Below are 20,831 nucleotides of genomic sequence, written 5' to 3'. Positions count from 1 at the left end.
AACGCCGATGGACCTTCGCCCCTTGCATTCATTTTGCCAGCCCTCGTCACGCACAAAGCGTAGCTGGTTTCGATTATTGCCGGACTTCTCCAACCGCTTGGCATTTTCCGCGCTGTTCGGCGCGGCGCTGCTCGTTATCCTCTCGACCAACAGCGCGCATGCAGAATTCACCGTCTGCAACCAGACGCTCGACGTCGTCAACCTCGCCGTCGGACAGAAGGTCGACAATGCCGACCAGACCGACGGCTGGTGGACCATCGGCGCCAACCAGTGCGTGAACGTCATCCGCGAGGAACTGGCCAACCGCTACATCTACCTCTACGCGACCGATGTGTTCGGCCACGCGATCCTCAACGGTTCGACCGAGATGTGCGTTGATCGGCGCCGCTTCTCCATCCGTGGCATCGACGAGTGCTGGCAGCGTGGTCATATCGCGGCGCGTTTCGTCGAGGTCGACACGCAGGAGCAGGTGCGCTGGACCTATTTCCTGACCGGAAACAGCCCGTGACGCACAGCATCGACACGAGCTTCAAGCAGAAGAAGCTGGCGCGCCTGGCCGAGCGCAGACGCAAACTCTGGCGTCGCGTCCTTGCTGGCGTCGCTACGCTCACCGTCATCGCGATCACCACCGGCTTCTACCTTACCAAGGACAACTGGTCGTTCGGCGACGAGGACGAGGAGCTGCATCCCGTCGAAGGCATGGAAGACGTGCCGCCCGACGCCTCGGTCTATGTGCCTGCCATCATCGACCTTGCCGGTGACCCGATGTGGATCACGCTGGCGCCCGACGCGGACACCGCCGCGAAGGGCCACACGGTTGCGCGCCCGGCCGAACTCGACAGTTCCGGAGCCTCGCCGCAGATCGAGATTCTGTCCGATGTGATGCTGAGCGCCAGCGAGAAGTTCATGACGACGATCCCGTCGACGCAGGAGGATTTTGCCTTCTTCAAGGCGCAGCGGCAGATTGCTCCGAAGCCTTCAGCCGCAGCCCCGGACGATCAGCAATCGGCCTCCCCCGCACCTGCTGCGGCGCCCAACGACCAACCGGGCGATCTGGCGAACGACCTGCAGGCGCCGCCGGACGCGGGCGATATCCCCGCCGGTCCGGCGCCCAAGGCCGACGCAGACGACCCCGAGGCCGGCTGGGGCGAGACCATCGACCAGGGCGAGGCAGCGCTCCCCGCCTTCAAGAAAACCGCGATCGAGAACAACACCACCGTCGCGACCGTGACCAGCGAATACCAGCGCTTCGCGGCGACAGAGGACACTTTCGTGAAAATCCTCAACGGCCGCAGCCTGGATAGCGTGGCGCTCGACGCGCATTTCTCCGCGGACGACGCCAGGCTTGCGGGCGAGGCGCTGAAAGCGCTGTTCAACCGCGATGGGCTCGAGGCCGGTTTTGTGGTCGCCATGCGCGGCTTCCGGCCGAACCGCGAGACGACGACGATGTCGCTGATGCAGGTCTCGGTCTACGCAAGGAACGTCTATGTCGGTACGCTGACGCGCAGCGCGGCGGGCGCCTTCGTTTCCGGCGTCGACCCCTGGGTTCGCGAGGACCTCTTCAACTATTCCGGCGCCTCGGACCAGGGCGGGCCCAAGCGGCAGTACCGCCTGCTCGACGCAATCTACTCGACCGCCGCACGCAACAAGGTGCCGACCAGCGTGATCGGCGAAGCGATCATGTATCTGTCGAGGGGACAGGACCTCGACGCTTTCGCCAGCGAGGACCAGCGCCTGGTGATGATCTACTCGCAGACGCCGCGCGGCCAGGGCGAGATCTCCGGACGTGTGCTTTACGTCGGCGTCCTGGGCAAGGACAAGAACCTCGACTGCTTCGTCTTCCAGCAAAGCGACGGCCAGTATGCCTGCGTGACCGGTGACGACCAGGTTCGTTCGCTGAACGTCACCAACGGCATGGTCACGCCGGTCGCAGGCGTGATGACGTCGACCTTCGGCCCGCGCAAGCATCCGATCCTCGGCACGGTTCGGATCCACAAGGGTGTCGACTGGGCGGCTCCGGTCGGGACGCCGGTCATGGCCGCTTTCGACGGCGCGATTTCCTTCCAGGGCGATGGCGGCAGCTACGGCAATCTGGTGAAGATCACGCATGCCAACGGCCGCGAGACGCGCTACGCGCATATGCAAAAATTCGCCATCGCCAGCGGCGTCGGCACCAAGGTGAAGGCCGGCGACGTCATCGGCTATATCGGCACCACGGGGCTTTCGACCGGCCCGCATCTGCATTTCGAGCTCTACGAGAACGGCGATGCGATCGACCCGCTCGGGACAGTCACCGCGGTCGCCACCGCCGTTTCCGTCAGTTCCGGCGGGCCTGGCGATTCCGCGGTCGAGACGCTGACCGACCGGATCGTCCATGTCGAAAGCGGCGGCAGTGCCCGCGCCAAGAACCCCAACTCGTCGGCAACCGGCGCCGGCCAGTTCATCACAAAGACGTGGATCCGGATGATGAACACCTATCGTCCCGACCTTGCCCGATCGCTTTCGACCGCCGACCTGCTCGCGCTTCGCTATGACGCGACGCTGTCGCGCGAAATGGTGCGCAACCTGGCGCGCGAAGGGGAGGCCTATCTGCGCGCCCGCGGCCACCAGATCACGGCAGGGCGTCTGTATCTTTGCCACTTCCTTGGCATGGAAGGAGCGCACCAGGTGCTGGCGGCGTCCGCCTCGTCGCAATTGAGCGCCGTTCTGGGCGCAGCCGTGATCCAGGCCAACCCGTTCCTGACCGGCAAGACCGTCGGCTACGTCATCGATTGGGCCGAGCGGAAAATGGGGCAGAAAGTGCCGCGCGTGGTGACCGATCAGACCCAGCCTGCGACAACCACGACCGAGGTCCGGCAGACGTCGCCGGAGTTCGAGAAATACAAGCAGGCGATAACCGCGCTGCTCAATTCAATCCAGGAGACGCTCGAGCCGGGCTAGTGACCGTCCCAAAGGCGGCACGATCGCCTGGTCAGGGTGCATACGGTGAACCTAAACCGTCGCCGGGGCGACACAAGCCAGAGAGCCATTTTTGGCAGAAGCGACTTGTCGCTGACGAATTGAGCATGCGCAGAGATCAATAGCGTGCCCCGAGGGGCCGGAGGGCTGATCCATGAAACCGTTTGCCATCCTTTTGAGCGGACTTGTCCTTTCCATCCTTGCCGCCTTCGGCGTCCAGGCCGCAACAGCCGAGGGCAAGCGTGTCGCACTGGTCATCGGCAACAGCAAATATGTCAACGCCGTTGCCTTGCCCAACCCTGCGAACGATGCCCACCTGATTGCGTCGACGCTGCGCAACGCCGGCTTCGAAGTGATCGAAGGCGTCGACCAGGACAATGCCGGCATGCATGGCCTGATCAGCAAATTCACCGAAGAATCCTACAACGCCGACCTTGCGGTCATCTTCTACGCAGGCCACGGCATGCAGGTCGACGGCAAGAACTATCTCATACCGGTCGATGCCGATCTGACCTCGCCCGCCTATCTCAAGACCCGCACGGTTCAGATCGACGAATTCATGGCGGCGCTGCCTGCCGATCCCGCCGTCGGCGTCATCATCCTCGATGCCTGCCGCGACAATCCGCTGGGTCGTACCCTGGCTGCGGCCCTGCCCAAGAGCCGCTCGCTTGGCGCCGGCCTCGCGCCGGTGGATGCAAAGGCAGACGGCGTCGGCACCGGCGGTGTCCTGATCGCTTATGCAACGGATCCCGGCGCGATCGCTTTCGACGGCGACGGCGTCGACAGCCCTTACTCCCTGGCGTTGGCCAAGCACCTGACCGAGCCCGGTGTCGAGATCCAGAGCGCTTTGACGCGCGTGCGCGGCGACGTGACGGAAGCCACGCAGGGCCGGCAGCGGCCGTGGCACAATGCATCGCTTGGGCGCGAGGTGTTCCTCGGCAAGCCCGCGGCACAAGCAGCCCCGCCCGCCGCAGCGCCGGTGGCCGACGCCGACGCCGACAAGACGACGGCAGCGTCCGCCCCCGTGGCCAGCGAGCCGCTATCCTGGGAGGTTGAGCAGCGGCTTTGGGACGAGGCTTCGAAGAAGAATGCCATTCCCTACTACCAGGCCTATCTCGACCAGTTTCCGAACGGTAGTTTCGCCACCGTGGCGAAGCTCAACATCGACCAGTTGAAGGACCCGACGGTGGGTAAGCAAGTCGCGGCGCTCGACACGAACGCAAATCCAGGCCCGGCCGTTCGTACCTCGGCCGCCGACCAGGTCCGCACCGCACCCCCGAAGAAACAGGTCGTGCAGAAGACCCGCGCGCTGAAACCGGTGGCGCAGCGGAAACCGCGAAGACAGCAGATCGTCGAGCGCTGGCGCAACCGGGAGATTGTGATGCGCGACGAGCCGCGACGGAGAGACACCAACGACTTCCTGACCAAGGCGCTAATTTTCGGCAGCGGCGTCGTGATCGGCGGCGCGATGAGATATTGATCATAGCCAGTTAATGGGAACCCGCGTTGGACGAGTTCCCTTTTGCCGCTGTCGCTGCTGGCGGATCGGCCTGGCGGCGACCGCCTATTCGGTCCTGATGCGCATTTCCACGCGCCGGTTGACCGGATCGTAAGGGTTGGCGACCCGCGGGTGCGACTTGCCAAGGCCGATCGCTTCGAGCCGCGCCGATTCAACGCCGTTCGCTTCGAGGAAAGCCGCCACCGACTGGGCCCTCCGCTGCGACAGATCCTGGTTGTAGCGATCCGGGCCGGTCGCATCGGTATGACCTTCAACGACAAAGCTGAACGTGCTCAGCCGATTGTCCTTCAGCGCCTTGGCGAACTCGTCGAGTTCGGTGCGCGCTGTCTGGTCGAGTTGCGCGGAATCAAGGGCGAAATTGATCATCATGTCGAGACCGGTCTTTTGTTGAGCTGAGCCAGTCTTCTCGGCCTTGCTCTTGCACTCTTCCTCCGTGCCGACGCAGATGCCGCGCGCGGCACCCAGATTGCCGGTCTGGCCGGCGAAGAACTTGACGATGTCTTCCGATTTCTGAAGCGGATCGGCAAAGACGTGCGTTGCAAGAAGCATGGCCGCCAATGCCAAGGCTGAACTGCCCCATCGCATGACCGTCACTCCTGTCTGAGAGGATTTCGCTGGCGCGCATCATATCAAACGGGGAAGCGATTGTCTGTGACCAAACGCATGCCGCTCGTGGCCGCCACCTGTTAACGACTGAGGCTTGACCAGCGCTCGGCCACAGGCTTGAGTACTGTTCCGCTGGCTTTTGGGGTGTTGTGGCAGCCATGGCCAATGAACTCGGATACAGAACGGCACGGGATCTGTTTCTTGCTTGTCCCGCCATAGCAAGGGACATGAAATCGCTGGCCACCGGTCAGCCGCCGCTTGATTTTTGCCGAGCCCTACTTGCCGGGCGCGTGCCGGAAGAAGCAGTCACGTTCTGTGCCTACCTCCTGCCCGAGCGAGCCGCCGTCTGGTGGGGACATGAATGCCTGAGCAATCTTGCCGAGCTTCTCGCGGACCGCGATCTCGAATTGCTGGCGCTTGTCCACGACCGCGTCGGCGAACCGGATAATCCCCACCATCAAGCAGCCCTGAGCAATTCCTTGGACCTGCCGCCGTCGACGCCGGCCGCCTGGATCGCCCTGGCAGCGGTGTGGCGCGACCCGACCCTCGACATGGTGTCGACCGGATTTCCTGCCGCCCATGCCGTCAATGCCGGAATTCTGGCCGGGCTGGCCCGCGCCTCGCTGGCGGACCGGTTTTCCGTGCTTTCAGCCTTTGTCGAAATGGGCATCCAGATGGCGGAGATGGAAGCGTAACGGCATTCGCCGATCCCTACGCGCCATCCGTCATCGCTGGCGCCAGGCCGGCATTATTGGCAGCCGCCTTGCGCCCATCTGGCCAGCGCGACCTTGAAGCGGGTACCGAGCGGATGCTGCAGGCGCAGGACCGAGACGTCGTTGGCGGCGAAATTCTTCGCCTGCTCGCAAAGCCGGGCCTCATTCCACTCATGGCAGTTGTCGCAGTGCTTGCCTTCCCAGACCGATTTGTCGAGGCCTTCCACCGGACTGAAAAGCGGTTCACTCTTGATCAGTTCGGCGATGCTCTTGCCGTCGATCGCCGGGTCGCCGAACTTGACGGGACGGTCGAAAAGGATAGGGCCGTCGGTAGCCAGTTTCGGGATTTTCGCACGCAGGGTATCAAGCGCGAGCTGATCGCCATTCTGGCCTGGCGAAGCGCCGGTGTTGCGCGTGTCGGAGCCGGCTTCGGCTTGCGGGGGGCTCGCCTCGCCGACGATCAGCGGCGCGTTGAGATCGACCTTGTGCAGGACAACCTCGGTGGTCAAAGAGACATTGATCCAAGGCCGTTGCTTGCCCGCGGTCGCCTTGAAGACGTCGCTGGTCACCCTGTTCATCGCCTCGGTGATGGAGACATTGGATTCCCCAATGTGCTGAAGCAATGCCGTCGTGAAGGGCGAGTGGTCGCCGGACCCGTCATAGGCGAGCTGGTTGGGACTGGCGGCGAAGGCGACGAGCGTTCCGGCGCCGCCATTCTCGATCGGAATTTCCGCAAGGCCGCTGCTTGCACCCTTGATGCCGGCGGTCTTTGCCAGCACATCGGCAAGAGGATTGTCCCGGCATGCGTCCAGGAACACCAGCCTTATGCTTGTCTCGCGGGACATCTGGCGCAAGATGAAATCGACCGACACGGCCTCGAAGTCGAGCGAGGTCTCGTCCTCGAGCGCGGCATCCACCGGAAGCAGATAGTTCTTGCCTGAAACCTGCAGGCCATGGCCGGCATAGAAGAAAAGCGCCACATCGGCGCCGCGCACCTGCTTGGCGAACTGGGCGACCGTGGCCTGTGTCTGCTGCTTGGTGAGATCGAAGCCGGAGACCACCTCGAAACCAAGGTTCTGCAGGCGCTCGGCCATCGCCCGGGCATCGCGTGCAGGATTGGCGAGCGGCGCGGCGTGCTGATATTGCGAGTTGCCGAGCACCAGCGCGATACGGCGCTCGGCACTGGCGGCCGTCAAAGTCAAAATCAGGACAAGCGCGGCAAGGCCGGCGCCGCGAAGCAAGACTGCGCAAGACGCGATTGCACGGGAGCCCACCCCGACCTCAGTTCGCGAGCTTCGTGGCGGAGAATTCGATCCGCCGGTTGAGCGCCTTGTTCTTCGGCGTGTCGTTGGCGGCAACCGGGCTCTCCTCGCCATGGCCGGCGGCACTGATCTGCTGACGCGGCACGCCACCGGCGACCAGCGCATCGGCAACCGCCTGCGCGCGCCGTTCGGAGAGCGCCTTGTTTGCCTCGGGCGAGCCGTCCGAGTCGGTGTAGCCGGACACCACCACCTTCAAAGTCGGGCATTTGCCGACGACACCTTCAACTTCGGTGAGCAGCGGACGGCTCTTGGCATCGAGCCGGGCGCTGGCCGGGCGAAAATAGATGGCGCCGGTGCGCGACAACACGGCAAACCGGTTGAGGCACTCCTCGTCGCTGAAATTGGCCTTGGCGGCATCGGTGGCCACGGGACCGACATCGGCGGTTCCGGCGGCGACTGTCTTCACCGCGGCCGACTTGCTGCCGTCGGCGACAAAGACGAAGTCGAAGGACACCGAGGCGGTGGGCACGATGTTCGTCACATTGGCGGCCTGCTGCAGCTTGTCGACGTTCGGCAGCAGGCCGAAGTCCTCGACATGCACCGCGACGGGAGCCTCTGATGCTACGGAAACCTGAGTGTCGCTGATCATGGTTACGACGACGCTCGCTTCCAGATCCTTGTCGACGCCATGCAGGCTAAGCCGGAACGGCAAGGTTGCCTTGATCCGGCGTTTGGCCGGCAAGTCGGCAAAGGCGGCCGGGTCGACCTTCGCCGTCAGCTCGGCCGTCGGATATTTGAATGTTTCGAAGAACAGGAAGCGCATGCGTACATTGCGCAGGTCGACGCCCGTGTCGACGGAATTGAGATCGAAGCTGACCTTGGCGTCACCGGCGGAACTCAACGTGCCGGTGATATTCCTGATCTTGTTGGTCTCGACGATCGTGTTCTTCTTGACCGACTGATAGGTCAGCACCGAGGCGTCAGGATCGAGCGTCCAATTGGGCGCGGCGTTGGCGGCGTGCGGTTCGAAGACCAGCAAGCCGAGCAGCGCGGCAAGGACCAAGCTAGACGCTACGGCCTTCGCTCGCATTGCTTGACAGAGTGCGACGACTTCGAACATGGAACGCCCCCGCCAGGACAACCTATCTCGATACCGCAGGAGACGGGAGCATAGTGCACTTGTCCTTGCTTGGCGAGCGGTTCGAGTCGGCCACTACAAGTAACGCCAGCCTGCCGTGCGCGGGCGGAATTGCCTGCTATCGGGCGCTCATCCCCAACCGCCCCCTCCGCCTCCGCTGCCGCCGCCCAAAGGTGCAATGACAGCCGGGGTTTCGTCCTGAACCGGTTTGATCAGTTTCTTGGCGGTAACCTTCTTCCGGCTGACGACCTTTGGCGCGGTCGTCGTGCGAACGACCTTCGTCTTGTGTCTCGCAGTCGGGGTCGGCTCGACCCTCGGCGTCACGGTCGTGCACCCCGCGACAGCCAGAGCGCCGGATAGGATCGATACGACGATTGCCTGTTTCAATGCCCAGCCCACCACACTGCCTCCTCGTTGATCAGAACAAGTCCCGACGCGGGTTGGCTTGTTCCCAGACCGCCCTGGCCGTCTTGACCAGTTGATCATCCAACGAGCCGTCCGCCGAAATCTTCGATTTGAGGTTCCCACGCATCTGCTTCAGGGCCGTCGTCTTCGCCTTGGCTCCGAACTTCGCCAGCGTGTTCCTGGCATCGGGAATTTCGTTGCGAAGATCGAGCGCGGCCGCGAAAGCAAGGTAGCGTACCGCCACGGCCTGGTCCGCCTTCTCGCCCCTCTGCATCTCAAGAGCCGCGCGATCATATGCAGCCGACTGATCGCCTCGGTCGGTCGCCAACTCGAACAACCTTTGCGCTTCTGCAAGATCCTGCTGCACGCCGACACCGTCCCTGTACATGCGTGCAAGGCTGCCGGGAGCGTAGGGCTGGCCGAGATCCATGGATTTCTGGAAGAGCGAGAGTGCTGTCTTCGGGTCCTTCTCGACTCCCGTGCCGGAGAGATAGTTTCGGCCGAGCAGATTCATCGAATACATGTCCTGCCGCTCGACGCCAGATTTAAGGAAGGCCACGGCGCGAGTTGGATCGGCGGGCACACCATTACGGCCTTCCGTGAAGATCGCGGCGAGATCGTTCATTGCATAGGTGTGCCCCATCGCCGCCGCCTTGAGCAGCAGGTCCAGCCCCTTGGTGGTGTCACGCTCCACGCCATAACCGTTGAACAAGGCGCGTCCCCACGAGGTCATCCCATAGGGATCGCCCTTGTCGGACGCCGCGGCGTAGAAGGTATTCGCCTGCTTGCGATTGACGGGCATTCCCGTTCCCGTCGCGTTGAGGTAGCCAAGCTCGAACACGGCGCGGACGTGCCCCTTGTCGGCAGCCTCCTGGATTGCCTTCTTGGCCTCGTCGACCTTACCGACCGCAAGCAAGGCCCGACCGAGCTGGTAGTGGAAGCGAGCGACGTCCGGATAGGCTTTCACCGCCGCCCTGCAGACGTCCACGGCGTTGCTGCTGACTTCGTTCGGCAGCAGGCCGGGGACGACGCCCTGCAGGTCAAGAGGTTCACCCGCCTCCCTGTCGCAAGGCTCTACGCTGGGCGACAGTTTCATCGTCGCCGGCTTTGGCGAAGTGTTGTCAGCCCTGATTTCGAAGCCGACTATCAATGGTTTGACGGCGCCGATCTGAGGTTCGTAGCGCAAGTGGTCGACTTCATCGGCCATCAGGCTCGAATCCGGAGACAAGGTCCGATCCGGCAGGGACAGCGTCCCGGTTGCCGGATAGCTCGCAAGTTTCAGGCTGACCGCCGGATCCTTGGTCGGGAAATCCAGCTTCAACGGAACCGGGCCGACACCGACTGGAACCTGGACGTCACGGTTTTCGATCGCTTCGGCGGCGCCGGCAATGTGAATGCCGCGTTCCACCGCCTGCTGCTTCTGCTCGGACTCGAGCGAGGCCACGAGTTGCTTGCCCTCGGCCCCCTCGCCATTCTTGACCCGGAACACCAGGATGCCTTGGGATTCGCCGCCCCAATCGTCTCGTGTGGCATAGGCCAGCATGTCGACCTGTTCCTGGATGCCGGCGCCCTTGGGCACGTCCATCTGCAAGCGCGGGAGATCCTTGCCGGCGATCGGCTCACCCGCCGCAACTGGCTTGCCGTCCAAAATCAGACGCCCGAGCGCCGGCGGCCTCACGATGCTGACGGTGACCGGGCCGCCATCGACATCCAGCGGCTCCGGCAGGTCGAGCGCGACAGGGCCGACGCCGGACGGCACGACCTTTTCCAACACGGGCGGCAGTGCCGGCCGGCTGGCGCGGCGCATGAGGACGACCTCGTCGATCAGCGACGAGTTTTCCCAAGGCACCTGCTTACCGGCCGTAGCCTCGACCACATCGCGGCGGACGGCCGCCATGACCGAGCGTATCTCCTGGTTCGGCGCCAATGCGCGACGGGAGAAGGCGGAGGAAAAAGGACTGAGGTCGCCACTTCCGTCATAGGCGACGGCACCGGGCTCGGTGGCGAAGGCAATAAGCGTGTTCAGCGAGCTTTTCACCTGCGCAAGGCCGGTGTCGCCGGCAGTGATCAGCTGGTCTCGCAACCAATAGTCCTTGCGCGGAAACGGATTGTTGCGGCAGGCGTCGAGGATGATCACCTGGATCTTCGATTTCGCTCGCAACTGCTGCAGCACATCGTCGAGCTTGACGGCCTGGACCTCAATGTCGGCCGCGTTCTTGAGCGAGGCATCGACCGGGATCAGGAAATTTTCGCCGCCGATCTGAAAGCCATGGCCGGAATAGTAAACGATCGCCAGATCGGCGCCGTCCGCCGCCGCGAGGTAGTTGCGGAACTGCTTTTCGAATTCGATCTTGGTGAGGTCCTTGGCGACGAACACATCGAATCCGGCCAGGCGGAAGGTGTTCGACACATCCGCGGCATCCTTGTCCGGATTCTTGAGGGCTGGAATTTCGCGGTATTCGGAATTGCCGATGACAAGGGCAACCCTTCGATCGGCACAAGCCTGGAACGCCGTGAAGCTCGCGAGGATCAGGGCCGCAATGAACGCGCAACATCGCAGCATGGCTCATCCTTAACTGCTAATGACCTGTCGGCTGCAAGATACAGCTTGCGACACCTGGTCTGTTAAAGACTTCACGATCTGCCGAAACGGCAGGGCCGCACCCACGATGGATGCCGCACCCAACCACCTGTTAAAATACCCCAGTGGGATGGGTACCGCAATAAGCTGGGCGAAAGGACCCGGAGGGGTGTCGCCACGGTCCTGCCGATGCACGACAAGGCCAGGGCTCGCCACGAGCTTGGCACCTTGCTTGGTCATGTCTCGCACCGGAAACAAAGCTCGACAAGCTTCGTCGATCGCGAGCAGGCGCTCCTGGAACCGGGCGACGGCCGTCACGCGCATCGGGACGACCTGGCGGAAACTGTCCCGGACAGTCGAATCTGGTCGGGTGTCATCGGCGGCGCTCCTCGGCTCGCTGGTGAAGCAAGACCATGGCTCCAAAGCGTTTCGCGCGGATGTCACCCGGCACTTCGGCGTGTTTCAATTCGATTACACGTTACGCCCGATCGTTCTCGGGTTCGTTCCACGAACAGGCCCGGCAGCATTGCAGCACCTGATGGGCGTTGTCGCCCGGAGCCTCAGCGCCGAAGTGGTCGAGATGCTCATAGATTGGCGGGCCTGGAGGGACGTGATCTTTCAACAAAATCAATCCAGCCGTTGTGATTCGGACAGCTCTGCTGCCACACCCGAACGTGGCAACGACAGCCGCTCGTTCGGGCCTATTGTGACCAGCCTATTTGCAAGCCACGGTACGCCATGGCCCTCTGCGGAACTGACCGGGATTTACTTCCGCAGCGCCGACGTATCTGATTAGCCAAACGGTCAGAAAGGAGCGCAGGAACAGTCTAGGACATCCGGTGAGCACAAAAAAGGAGGGCAGTAGGGCTGCCGGACGCCGCTATCGACGCCGCCTCCTACTCCCACTCGATTGTTCAGCCAGCCTATAACCAATTGAAATCACAGTCAAATTCTTTCGTTGCCACCGCAAATACCGACACCAGAACAGTAAAAAAAATACGCTTTTGACTTTAAAGGGAAATCGCCGCAAAAAAATTTGAGGTTTCATCAGCTATCGAGACCAATCGGGCGATTTTTGCGCTTCGCGGCATTGGACGGCGAGCCCAAGCCGTCTCGAAAAATACCGTCACTGCTCCAACTCGGGCGGACCGTCGTCATGATTTGCCTTAATGGATCGCCGCATCAAGTCTCGCCGCCATCGCCAAGTGGCGCAGATGCTGTTGGCACTGGTTCTCCCATTATGGCAATTGCCCGAGTATATGCGGTTGCGTCGCTCGTCCAAGTCCATCCCACCGGCACGCATTTCGGCAAAACGCCAAAAAGGCGCAACGCGGTTACAATAAGCGTCTTCACGGCATCCGCGGTGATCCTTGGAACGGTCAGCACCACGCTGGCCTTCGCGCACCAGATCGGCTTTTGAGACGAGCGCCGTTGGCGTCGTGCTCGCGCTCAGCATCGTCGCGCTGGTCGTCGCCTGGTGGTTCGCCTATCGCGACATCAAGCTTTCGACCCGGGGTACCCTCGGTATAGAGGATTATTATTCCGCCTTGAGCCGGGATCATGGCATGCTCGGACAGGTACTCCGATGGATCTTCGAGCGGCGGTGATTCCCTTTTAAGAACAATGGCAAATACCTAGGCTTGGCATCGCTATTGCCGTTAGCTCCCGCAACCGGTACCCCGGTGCTCCGGATTCATGGCGACGCCGATCCGATCATACCTTTTGGGGAGGGTGTGCAAGCGGCACAGAGCAGCTAAAGCCAGCCGATGCCCTGGCCAAGATCACGATCCGGTCCGGACTGGGCCATCACGATAGATGCCCTAACGGCGAAATCTTGGCTGCTGCGTTGGCCGGTTCTTCGAGTTGGCGCCGCAAGGGTGTCGGCGAGGGGCGGGACCGCCGTGCCTCGCCGCGACCCGGACTCAACTACCCGAGAGTTTGACTGGCGAGTGCATAGGTCACCGGTGCAACGGCGTCGCCGACGGCAAAATCGTTGAGGCGTTTGCCCATCGACATGGTGAGCACCGTGTCGAAAACCGGCATTCCGCTGTGCGACAGAAAGGCGGCGAACTCGCCATTGTCCATGTGGGTGTCGATCCGCAGGAAAGACCCCGAATGGTCGGCCACGTGCGGCCGGACGATCGCCACGGCATCGGCATCGCTTTCCGCCACGACCGGCCCCACCACATGGCCCCGCCCGAACGGCCGACAAAGCGCGAACGCGTTCAGCTTGTCACCTTTGAAAAGACCATAGCCGACCGAATGCGTGAAAAGCTTTTCAATGAGCGCCGCCCGCCTCACGCCAAATCCTGCCGCGTCGAGCGCGATTGCCGCGGGAATATCCCTCGCGGCCAGAGTCCGGACATCGCCTCGCGCATTTGCCGGCCCGGCCATCGTCTGCATCCGGGCGATGCCCTGGCATTGATAAACGGTCTTCTCCGGTTGGAAGTCGAGCGAGAGGTAGAGCCGCCTTGCCGCGCGCGTTGCATTGAGGCGCAGATCGCGACCGACCACCTTGTCGAAGACCCGCTTCATCAGCCATTGCCCCGCTCCCAGCGTTTGGAGCCGCGGCGATGTGATGACCATCCCCACGGTGGCGAAATCGTCACCATGCGCGAACCACATAGCCGAACCTAGAACCCTGCCGATCTCGTCGAGGGCCACGACCCCCTCTCCCGATTCACGCAGAAATTGCCAGTCCTCGGCGCGATGCGGCCATCCCACAGCGAGCGAGTGCGCGTGCAAGCGGTCCAGTTCGACGCCTTCGATGTCGCCGATCCGCATCGAGAAAGTGTCGATTTTCAAGCTTCCCGACGGCTTCAAGTCCATGCCCCTAAAAGATTGTCGTCCTGAGCGCGGCACACCGATGGCCACTCTCTGCCCGCCAACGCTAAACGAGCGGACCGGTACGATTAGCTCGAAAGCCGCGCAGCAACGCAAGATTCAACTGAAACATTTCAGCTTTCGGCACGCAATAGCGCAAGAATGCACACACTCTCCCCGGAAATCTAGCAGCATATGGTCGACGGCACTGATCCCGGCGAACCCGAACGTTTTGAGGGCAGGAATGGACGTCTTCGACATCCTCGACCGTCTCGTCGCCTTTCCATCGGTCGCCGGCAAACCGAACGGCGACATCGCTGGCTGGATCGAAGCCTATCTCGCAAAACACACGACGCAGGTCACGCTGCTTCCAGGGCCGGAAGGCGATCGTTCCAATCTTTTCGCGACGATCGGCCCCTGTGATGTCCCGGGCTATATCCTGTCCGGCCATATGGATGTCGTTCCCGCTAGCGAGCCGCAATGGAGTTCGAGCCCTTTCGCGCTGCGCAAGGAGGGCGAAAGGCTCTACGGACGCGGCACCACGGACATGAAGGGGTTTCTGGCTGCAGTGCTCGCCGCCGTGCCCGCGCTGGCGGCACTGCGGCTTGCCAGGCCAATCCATTTCGCCTTCTCCTATGACGAGGAGGTGGGATGCCGCGGTGTGCCGCATTTGATCGCCCGCCTTCCCGAACTCTGCGCCAAGCCGCTCGGCGTGATCGTCGGCGAGCCGAGCGGCTTGCGCGCCGTGCGCAGCCACAAGGGCAAGGCGGCCGCCCGCTTGATCATCAATGGGCGCTCCGGGCATTCGTCGCGGCCCGATCTCGGCCTCAACGCCATCCACGCCATGGCCGGCGCGCTAAGTGCGGTCGTGAGCGAAGCAGAGCGGCTGACGAACGGTCCGTTCGACCCTGATTTCGAGCCGCCCTACTCCTCGCTGCAGGCGGGGGTGGTCGCGGGTGGACATCAGGTCAACATCATTCCCGACACCTGCACGCTGGATCTCGAGGCGCGCGCCGTACCCGGCGTCGACCCTGCCAGCCTGCTCGCGCCCGTCAAGGCACGGGCAGAGGCGCTTGCGGCCCAAGGCTTTCGGGTCGAGTGGAAACTGATGAGCGCCTATCCGGCGCTGTCGCTCCCACAAGACGCGGCACTGGCGGCACTTCTGCGCGAGTTGACAGGCGAGGTGCCGCTTGCCGCCGTCAGCTACGGAACGGAGGCCGGACTTTACCAGGACGCCGGGCTCGATGCTATCATCTGCGGACCAGGCGACATCGATCGCGCCCACAAGCCGGACGAATACATTCTCACGAATGAACTCGCCGCCTGCCAGCGGTTGATCGGGGCGCTGGGCGCCCGCTGCGCGGCTTGAAGGGAACCGGAATGACATTCCTCTTCAATTCCGACGCGCGGCGCGGGGCGATCTTCGCCGAAGTGTTCGCGAGAGAACTGCCGGACGTCCCCTTCACGATGGATGCCGCAACAGTCGATCCCGACGCCGTGCGGTATCTCATTACCTGGACCGCACCGGATAACCTCGAGCGCTACAGGAATCTGGAGATCCTGTTTTCCATTGGCGCCGGCGTCGACCAGTTCCGCCTCGATAGCCTACCGGAGCAGGTGAAGATCGTGCGTACGATCGAGGAGGGCATCGTGCGCATGATGCAGGAGTATGTGACGCTGGCCGTGCTCGCCCTGCACCGCAACCTGCCGGCCTATCTGACGCAGCAGCGCGCCGGCCAATGGCGCGACATCACGCAACTCCAAGCCGGGTCGCGCCGGATCGGCGTGCTCGGCCTCGGGCAACTCGGGCAGGCCGTCCTCGATCGCCTGAAACCCTTCAGCTTTCCGCTCGCCGGCTGGAGCCGCTCGCCACGGCAGATCGAGGGCGTATCCTGTCATCATGGCGAGCTTGGACTGAAGGAGATGCTCGCGGCCAGCGACATACTCGTCTGCCTACTTCCGCTGACCGAGGATACGCGTGGTTTCCTCGATGCCGACCTGTTCGCGAAACTGCCCAAGGGCGCAGCGCTCGTTCACACGGGCCGCGGGCCGCAGCTCGACCACGAGGCGCTTGTCGTCGCGCTCGACCGCGGCCACCTTTCGGCGGCAATGATCGACGTGACGGATCCAGAACCGCTGCCTGTGGGCCATCCGTTCTGGTCGCATCCGAATATCATCCTGACTCCGCACGTCGCCAGCGTCACCCAGCCCGTGACAGCTGCGCTGGCCGTCATCGAAAACATCCGCCGCCACCGCGACGGGCTCGACCCTATCGGGCTCGTCGACCGGGCGCGCGGCTATTGAAATCCAACCTGAAAGGCCATCCCTTGTCCCTGCTCAAGACCGTCGATACCAGCCCTGCATTTCCCCCGCGCGAATCCAGAGCGATGCCCGAACGGCTGATTGCCGGCAATCCCGCCTTCAAGACCTGGGCGCAGGACGCCGCCAAGGGCGACCTCGTCCACACCGGCGTTTGGGAAGCGACGCCTGGCGAGACGCGCTCAATCAAGGGGGAGACTTTCGAGTTCTGCCATATCCTCACCGGCGTGATCGAGATCACGCCCGATGGCGGCGAGGCGGTGACCTACCGCGCCGGCGACAGCTTCGTGATGAAGCCTGGCTTCACCGGTGTCTGGAAGACCATCGAAACGGTGCGCAAGATCTACGTCACGGTAGGATAATGGCTCCCCCTGAGGCCCTGGCCTCCGCAACAGATTTTGCCGTCCTTCATTGCCAGCACGCAACAATCATCCGCGACCGATCGCCGAACGGCGCATGCTGCGCTCGTGCCCGCGCTAGGTTCGTCCAGAACAGCTGAAAGTAGGCGCCCATGGGCCTGAGCTTCCACCCGGATACCGTCTCCCTTCCCGTCGGCCATTTCATTGGCGGGGAGATGATCGCGGCCGAGGGTGCGATCGAGATGCGCCGCCCGTCGGATGGCAAGGCATACACCGCCTGTCCGATCGCAGGCCCAGAGGTGATCGACTGTGCAGTGGCAAGCGCCAAGGCGGCGCTGAAGGCCAGCAACTGGGGCAACGTTCGGCCACGCGAACGGACGAAGGCACTCCAGGCCTGGGCCGACCTGATCGAGGCGGAAGCGGAAACGCTGGCAAAAATCGAGGCGCTGTGCTCGACACGGCCCGTCGGCCAGCTCGTCGCCGGCGACATCGCCATCACCGCCGAGCAGATCTGCTTCTTCGCCGAATTCGCCGACAAGGAAGGCAGCGAACTGGTGCCGACCGACGACGCCACTCTCGGCATGATCATGAGCGAGCCCTATGGCGTGGTCGGCGCGATCACGCCTTGGAACTTCCCCATCTCGATGGCCGGGTGGAAGCTTGGTCCGGCGCTGGCCGCGGGCAATGCGGTCGTGCTGAAGCCGTCGGAAATGACGCCCTTTTCGGCAGTCTACATGGCACAACTCGCCGTGAAGGCAGGCTTGCCGGCTGGGCTTATAAACGTGGTCCTGGGAGACGGCTCGACGACTGGAACGGCGCTGACCGGCCATCCCGAGATCGCCAAGGTCAGCTTCACCGGCTCGACCCGCGCCGGTTCTGCCATCATGGAAAACGTCGCTCGCACCGGCGTCAAGCCGATGACGCTGGAACTTGGCGGCAAGAGCCCGCAGATCGTCTTTGCCGATGCCGATCTGGACAAGGCGGCGACCGCGATTGCCGGCAGTGTCACCTTCAACGCCGGCCAGGCCTGTGTGGCCGGCACGCGCCTGATTGTCGAGAAGAGTGTGGCCGACAGGCTGACGGCCGCGATCCTGGAGAAGATGAAGGCGGTACGGCCCGGCCCGACCTGGGACGAGGCGACGCAGTATTCGCCCATAATCTCGGAACGGCAGCGGGCGCGTGTCGACGGCATCGTGCGCGCCGCGATCGAGGCCGGCGGCGAATGCCTGACCGGCGGCGGCGTCATGGATAGCCCAGGCTATTTCTACGAACCGACGCTGATCGCAGATGTCGACCAGGCCAATCCGGCGATCGTCGAGGAAATCTTTGGCCCGGTCCTGACCGTCCAGGCCTTCGAGACCGAGGAGGAGGCGCTGGCGCTGTCCAGCCACCCGAGCTACGGACTGGCTTCCGGCCTGTTCACGTCAGACCTGTCCCGCACCATCCGCTTCGCGCGCAAGCTTGAAGCGGGCACCGTCTGGGTCAACCGCTACAGCCGCTCGCGCGACCATATCCTGCCGACCGGCGGCTACAAGCGCTCCGGCATCGGCAAGGACCTCGGCCGCGAGGCCTATCTCGCCAACCGCAGGACCAAGAGCGTCCTGATCAGCCTCTAGAGAGATGCCGATGAAGTCCTATTCGATCGCCCTGATCCCTGGTGACGGCATTGGCCGCGACGTGACCGCCGCCGCATGGACGGTGATGGAAACGGCCGCCAGCCACTCCGGCTTTGCCTTGACGGGCACCGAGTTCCCCTGGTCCTGCCGTTTCTTCAAGGAGACCGGCCGCATGATGCCGGAAGACGGCATCGAGACCTTGCGCGGCTTCGACGCCATCCTTCTCGGCGCCGTCGGCTGGCCGGCGGAGGTGCCGGATTCCGTTTCGCTGCACGGCCTGCTGCTGCCGATCCGCAAGGCATTCGTGCAATACGCCAACATCCGGCCGCACCGGCTGCTGCCGGGCGTGACAGGGCCGCTGCGGGCGGAAGGTTTCGACATATTGTGCATCCGAGAGAACACCGAAGGCGAATATTCGGGCGCCGGCGGGCGCGTGCATCAGGGCACGCTTGACGAGGTTGCGGTTGAGACCTCGATCTTCACCCGCGCCGGCGTCGAGCGCATCCTGCGCTTCGGCTTCGAGCAGGCGCGGACACGGAACGGCAAGCTGGCTTCCGTCACCAAGTCCAACGCGCAGAAATACTCGATGGTGTTCTGGGACGAGATCACCCGCAAGCTGGCTGCGGATTACCCTGACGTAGAAGTGACCAGCTATCATGTCGATGCGCTCGCAGCGCGCATGATCATGGCGCCGGAGAGCCTCGACGTGGTCGTCGCCTCCAACCTGTTCGGCGATATCCTCACCGACATCGGCGCGGCAATCCAGGGCGGGCTCGGTCACGCCGCCTCGGCCAACATCAATCCCGATCGCTCGGCGCCATCCATGTTCGAGCCGGTGCATGGCTCGGCACCCGACATCGCGCATCTCGGCATCGCCAATCCGATCGCCACCATCTGGTCCGGCGCCATGATGCTCGATCATCTCGGCGAAAAGGCCGCAGCCGGCCGCGTCATGAAGGCGGTCGAGGCCGCAACCGCCAGAGGCATAGGCACCATTCCCGGCAAGGACCGCACGGAGGCCATCACGGCCGCTGTCGTCGCGGCGCTCACCTGATTGCAAGGTCGGTTTCGATGAAAAACCTGAAAGACAAAAATCTCTTCCGCGAAGCCGGCCTGATTGGCGGTGAATGGGTCGCTGCCGGCTCCGGCAGGACGGTCGATGTCGTCGATCCGGCCACCCAGGCTGCCATCGGCACCGTACCGGACATGGCCGGCTCCGACACCCGCGCGGCCATAGACGCCGCGGCGTCCGCCTATGGCGACTGGAAGAAGAAAACCAACGCCGAGCGCGCCGGCCTCCTCGAAGCCTGGCACGGCCTGATGCTTACGCATCTTGACGATCTCGCGCTGATCCTGACGACTGAACAGGGCAAGCCGCTGGACGAGGCCAAAGGCGAGATCCGCTATGGCGCGTCCTTCGTCAAATGGTTCGCGGAGGAAGCGCGCCGCATCAACGGCCACACCATCCCCTCGCCGACGCAAGACCGCCGCATCATCGTGCTGAAGGAGCCGGTCGGCGTGTGCGGCATCATCACGCCGTGGAATTTTCCCAATGCGATGATCACCCGCAAGGTCGCGCCGGCGCTGGCCGCGGGCTGCACTGTGGTGATCAAGCCATCCGAGTTCACGCCCTATTCGGCGCTGGCGCTCGGCGTGCTTGCCGAACAGGCTGGCATCCCTGCCGGCGTCATCAACATCGTCACCGGCATGCCCGCGGAGATCGGCAGCGAGATCATGGCGAACGAGACGGTGCGCAAGATCTCCTTCACCGGCTCGACGCGCGTCGGCTCGCTGCTGATGCGCGGCGCGGCCGACAGCGTGAAGCGGCTCAGCCTGGAGCTCGGCGGCAACGCGCCCTTCATCATCTTCGACGACGCCGACCTCGACCTTGCCGTCGAGGGCGCGCTTGTCTCGAAGTTCCGCAATGGCGGCCAGACCTGCGTCTGCGCCAATCGGATCCTCGTCCAGGCCGGGGTCTATGAAACCTTCGCCGCCAAACTTTCCGCCCGCGTCAACGCCTTGACGATCGGACCTGGCACCCAGCCCGGCGTCGCCATCGGGCCGATGATCAACATGGCGGCGATCGAGAAGATCAACCGCCACGTCGAGGACGCGCTCGCCAAGGGTGCTGCGATCATCACCGAGAAACCGGTCCTGCCGGAGGGTCGTCAGTACGTCGCGCCTATGGTGCTGAGCGGCGCCACAACGGACATGCAACTCGCCGGCGAAGAGACGTTCGGCCCGGTCGCGCCGCTTTTCCGTTTCGAAACGGAAGAGGAAGCGATCGCGCTGGCCAATGGCACGCCCTACGGGCTTGCCTCTTACTTCTACACCGAGAATTTGAAACGCGCCTGGCGCGTCGGCGAGGCGCTGGAGTTCGGCATGGTGGGCTTGAACACCGGCTCGGTCTCGATGGAGGTGGCTCCCTTCGGCGGCGTCAAGCTGTCCGGCCTCGGCCGCGAGGGCGCGCAGGCCGGCATCGAGGAATATCTCGAGATGAAAAGCTTCCACATGGGTGGGCTAGGGTGAGGC

General features: G+C 63.4%; 17 protein-coding genes. 12 read left to right on the top strand and 5 right to left on the bottom strand.

Annotation, left to right across the window (positions count from 1 at the left end; translation table 11 throughout):
• The first annotated feature begins 7 nt into the window (after positions 1 to 7).
• The 3 genes from QQK95_RS05335 to QQK95_RS05325 all read left to right on the top strand — a co-directional run bounded on the left by QQK95_RS05335 (position 8) and on the right by QQK95_RS05325 (position 4,438).
• Entirely contained in the window at positions 8 to 508 is a 501-nt protein-coding gene (locus tag QQK95_RS05335) for a DUF1036 domain-containing protein (protein ID WP_322791210.1), read from the top strand.
• Positions 505 to 2,940: a M23 family metallopeptidase gene (locus QQK95_RS05330; protein WP_284269717.1), complete on the top strand. Its 2,436-nt coding sequence runs from the start codon at positions 505 to 507 to the stop codon at positions 2,938 to 2,940. Before QQK95_RS05335 ends, QQK95_RS05330 begins: the two co-directional genes overlap by 4 nt.
• 172 nt (positions 2,941 to 3,112) lie before the next feature.
• A complete protein-coding gene (locus tag QQK95_RS05325; RefSeq protein WP_284269715.1) occupies positions 3,113 to 4,438 on the top strand; it encodes a caspase family protein in 1,326 nt (441 codons plus the stop codon).
• Between the two features lie 84 nt (positions 4,439 to 4,522).
• Here the strand turns inward: QQK95_RS05325 and QQK95_RS05320 are convergent, their stop codons facing one another.
• Positions 4,523 to 5,026 (bottom strand): OmpA family protein, encoded by a 504-nt coding sequence (locus QQK95_RS05320; protein ID WP_284269713.1) that lies wholly within the window; start codon positions 5,024 to 5,026, stop codon positions 4,523 to 4,525.
• Positions 5,027 to 5,241: 215 nt separating this feature from the next.
• Here QQK95_RS05320 and QQK95_RS05315 point away from each other — a divergent pair, with 215 nt between their 5' ends.
• The gene (locus QQK95_RS05315) at positions 5,242 to 5,778 is read left to right on the top strand and encodes a DUF6931 family protein (protein WP_284270540.1); all 537 of its coding nucleotides are present in this window, start codon (positions 5,242 to 5,244) and stop codon (positions 5,776 to 5,778) included.
• Positions 5,779 to 5,831: 53 nt separating this feature from the next.
• Here QQK95_RS05315 and QQK95_RS05310 read toward each other — a convergent pair whose 3' ends face one another.
• The 3 genes from QQK95_RS05310 to QQK95_RS05300 all read right to left on the bottom strand — a co-directional run bounded on the left by QQK95_RS05310 (position 5,832) and on the right by QQK95_RS05300 (position 11,164).
• The gene (locus QQK95_RS05310) at positions 5,832 to 6,992 is read right to left on the bottom strand and encodes a caspase family protein (protein ID WP_284269711.1); all 1,161 of its coding nucleotides are present in this window, start codon (positions 6,990 to 6,992) and stop codon (positions 5,832 to 5,834) included.
• An 85-nt stretch (positions 6,993 to 7,077) separates the two neighbouring features.
• The gene (locus tag QQK95_RS05305) at positions 7,078 to 8,121 is read right to left on the bottom strand and encodes an OmpA family protein (protein ID WP_284269709.1); all 1,044 of its coding nucleotides are present in this window, start codon (positions 8,119 to 8,121) and stop codon (positions 7,078 to 7,080) included.
• Positions 8,122 to 8,614: 493 nt separating this feature from the next.
• Positions 8,615 to 11,164: a caspase family protein gene (locus QQK95_RS05300; protein WP_284269708.1), complete on the bottom strand. Its 2,550-nt coding sequence runs from the start codon at positions 11,162 to 11,164 to the stop codon at positions 8,615 to 8,617.
• Positions 11,165 to 11,552: 388 nt separating this feature from the next.
• Here QQK95_RS05300 and QQK95_RS05295 point away from each other — a divergent pair, with 388 nt between their 5' ends.
• Complete coding sequence (locus QQK95_RS05295) at positions 11,553 to 11,978, top strand: hypothetical protein (RefSeq protein WP_284269706.1); 426 nt, start codon at positions 11,553 to 11,555, stop codon at positions 11,976 to 11,978.
• 643 nt (positions 11,979 to 12,621) lie between these two features.
• Positions 12,622 to 12,789, top strand: a complete 168-nt coding sequence (locus QQK95_RS05290; RefSeq protein ID WP_284269704.1) for a hypothetical protein — start codon at positions 12,622 to 12,624, stop codon at positions 12,787 to 12,789.
• 319 nt (positions 12,790 to 13,108) lie between these two features.
• On the opposite strand, the gene QQK95_RS05285 is transcribed toward QQK95_RS05290, so the two are convergent.
• Positions 13,109 to 14,011, bottom strand: a complete 903-nt coding sequence (locus tag QQK95_RS05285; protein ID WP_284269702.1) for a GNAT family N-acetyltransferase — start codon at positions 14,009 to 14,011, stop codon at positions 13,109 to 13,111.
• Between the two features lie 238 nt (positions 14,012 to 14,249).
• Here QQK95_RS05285 and argE point away from each other — a divergent pair, with 238 nt between their 5' ends.
• From argE to QQK95_RS05255, 6 genes are all read left to right on the top strand, one after another.
• Positions 14,250 to 15,374: an acetylornithine deacetylase gene (gene argE, locus QQK95_RS05280; RefSeq protein WP_284269700.1), complete on the top strand. Its 1,125-nt coding sequence runs from the start codon at positions 14,250 to 14,252 to the stop codon at positions 15,372 to 15,374.
• Between the two features lie 11 nt (positions 15,375 to 15,385).
• Positions 15,386 to 16,309, top strand: a complete 924-nt coding sequence (locus tag QQK95_RS05275) for a 2-hydroxyacid dehydrogenase (protein ID WP_284269698.1) — start codon at positions 15,386 to 15,388, stop codon at positions 16,307 to 16,309.
• A gap of 23 nt (positions 16,310 to 16,332) precedes the next feature.
• Positions 16,333 to 16,686: a cupin domain-containing protein gene (locus tag QQK95_RS05270; RefSeq protein WP_284269696.1), complete on the top strand. Its 354-nt coding sequence runs from the start codon at positions 16,333 to 16,335 to the stop codon at positions 16,684 to 16,686.
• Positions 16,687 to 16,835: 149 nt separating this feature from the next.
• Positions 16,836 to 18,299: an aldehyde dehydrogenase family protein gene (locus QQK95_RS05265; RefSeq protein WP_284269694.1), complete on the top strand. Its 1,464-nt coding sequence runs from the start codon at positions 16,836 to 16,838 to the stop codon at positions 18,297 to 18,299.
• Between the two features lie 10 nt (positions 18,300 to 18,309).
• Positions 18,310 to 19,353 (top strand): tartrate dehydrogenase, encoded by a 1,044-nt coding sequence (locus tag QQK95_RS05260; RefSeq protein ID WP_284269692.1) that lies wholly within the window; start codon positions 18,310 to 18,312, stop codon positions 19,351 to 19,353.
• Positions 19,354 to 19,370: 17 nt separating this feature from the next.
• On the top strand, positions 19,371 to 20,828 hold the full coding sequence (locus tag QQK95_RS05255; protein WP_284269690.1) for an NAD-dependent succinate-semialdehyde dehydrogenase: 1,458 nt from the start codon (positions 19,371 to 19,373) through the stop codon (positions 20,826 to 20,828).
• Positions 20,829 to 20,831 lie beyond the last annotated feature (3 nt).

Source organism: Mesorhizobium huakuii, from assembly GCF_030160235.1.
Lineage (GTDB): Bacteria > Pseudomonadota > Alphaproteobacteria > Rhizobiales > Rhizobiaceae > Mesorhizobium > Mesorhizobium huakuii.
Note: the sequence above shows the minus strand (reverse complement) of the source record. Positions and strands in the feature narration are given on the sequence as shown.

Coding starts and splice junctions, on each gene's coding strand:
- QQK95_RS05260 (WP_284269692.1), top strand. CDS start 18,310: ATGAAGTCCTATTCGATCGCCCTGATCCCTGGTGACGGCATTGGCCGC.
- QQK95_RS05285 (WP_284269702.1), bottom strand. CDS start 14,011: ATGGACTTGAAGCCGTCGGGAAGCTTGAAAATCGACACTTTCTCGATG.
- QQK95_RS05275 (WP_284269698.1), top strand. CDS start 15,386: ATGACATTCCTCTTCAATTCCGACGCGCGGCGCGGGGCGATCTTCGCC.
- QQK95_RS05315 (WP_284270540.1), top strand. CDS start 5,242: ATGGCCAATGAACTCGGATACAGAACGGCACGGGATCTGTTTCTTGCT.
- QQK95_RS05300 (WP_284269708.1), bottom strand. CDS start 11,164: ATGCTGCGATGTTGCGCGTTCATTGCGGCCCTGATCCTCGCGAGCTTC.
- QQK95_RS05325 (WP_284269715.1), top strand. CDS start 3,113: ATGAAACCGTTTGCCATCCTTTTGAGCGGACTTGTCCTTTCCATCCTT.
- QQK95_RS05335 (WP_322791210.1), top strand. CDS start 8: ATGGACCTTCGCCCCTTGCATTCATTTTGCCAGCCCTCGTCACGCACA.
- QQK95_RS05255 (WP_284269690.1), top strand. CDS start 19,371: ATGAAAAACCTGAAAGACAAAAATCTCTTCCGCGAAGCCGGCCTGATT.
- QQK95_RS05265 (WP_284269694.1), top strand. CDS start 16,836: ATGGGCCTGAGCTTCCACCCGGATACCGTCTCCCTTCCCGTCGGCCAT.
- argE (WP_284269700.1), top strand. CDS start 14,250: ATGGACGTCTTCGACATCCTCGACCGTCTCGTCGCCTTTCCATCGGTC.
- QQK95_RS05320 (WP_284269713.1), bottom strand. CDS start 5,026: ATGCTTCTTGCAACGCACGTCTTTGCCGATCCGCTTCAGAAATCGGAA.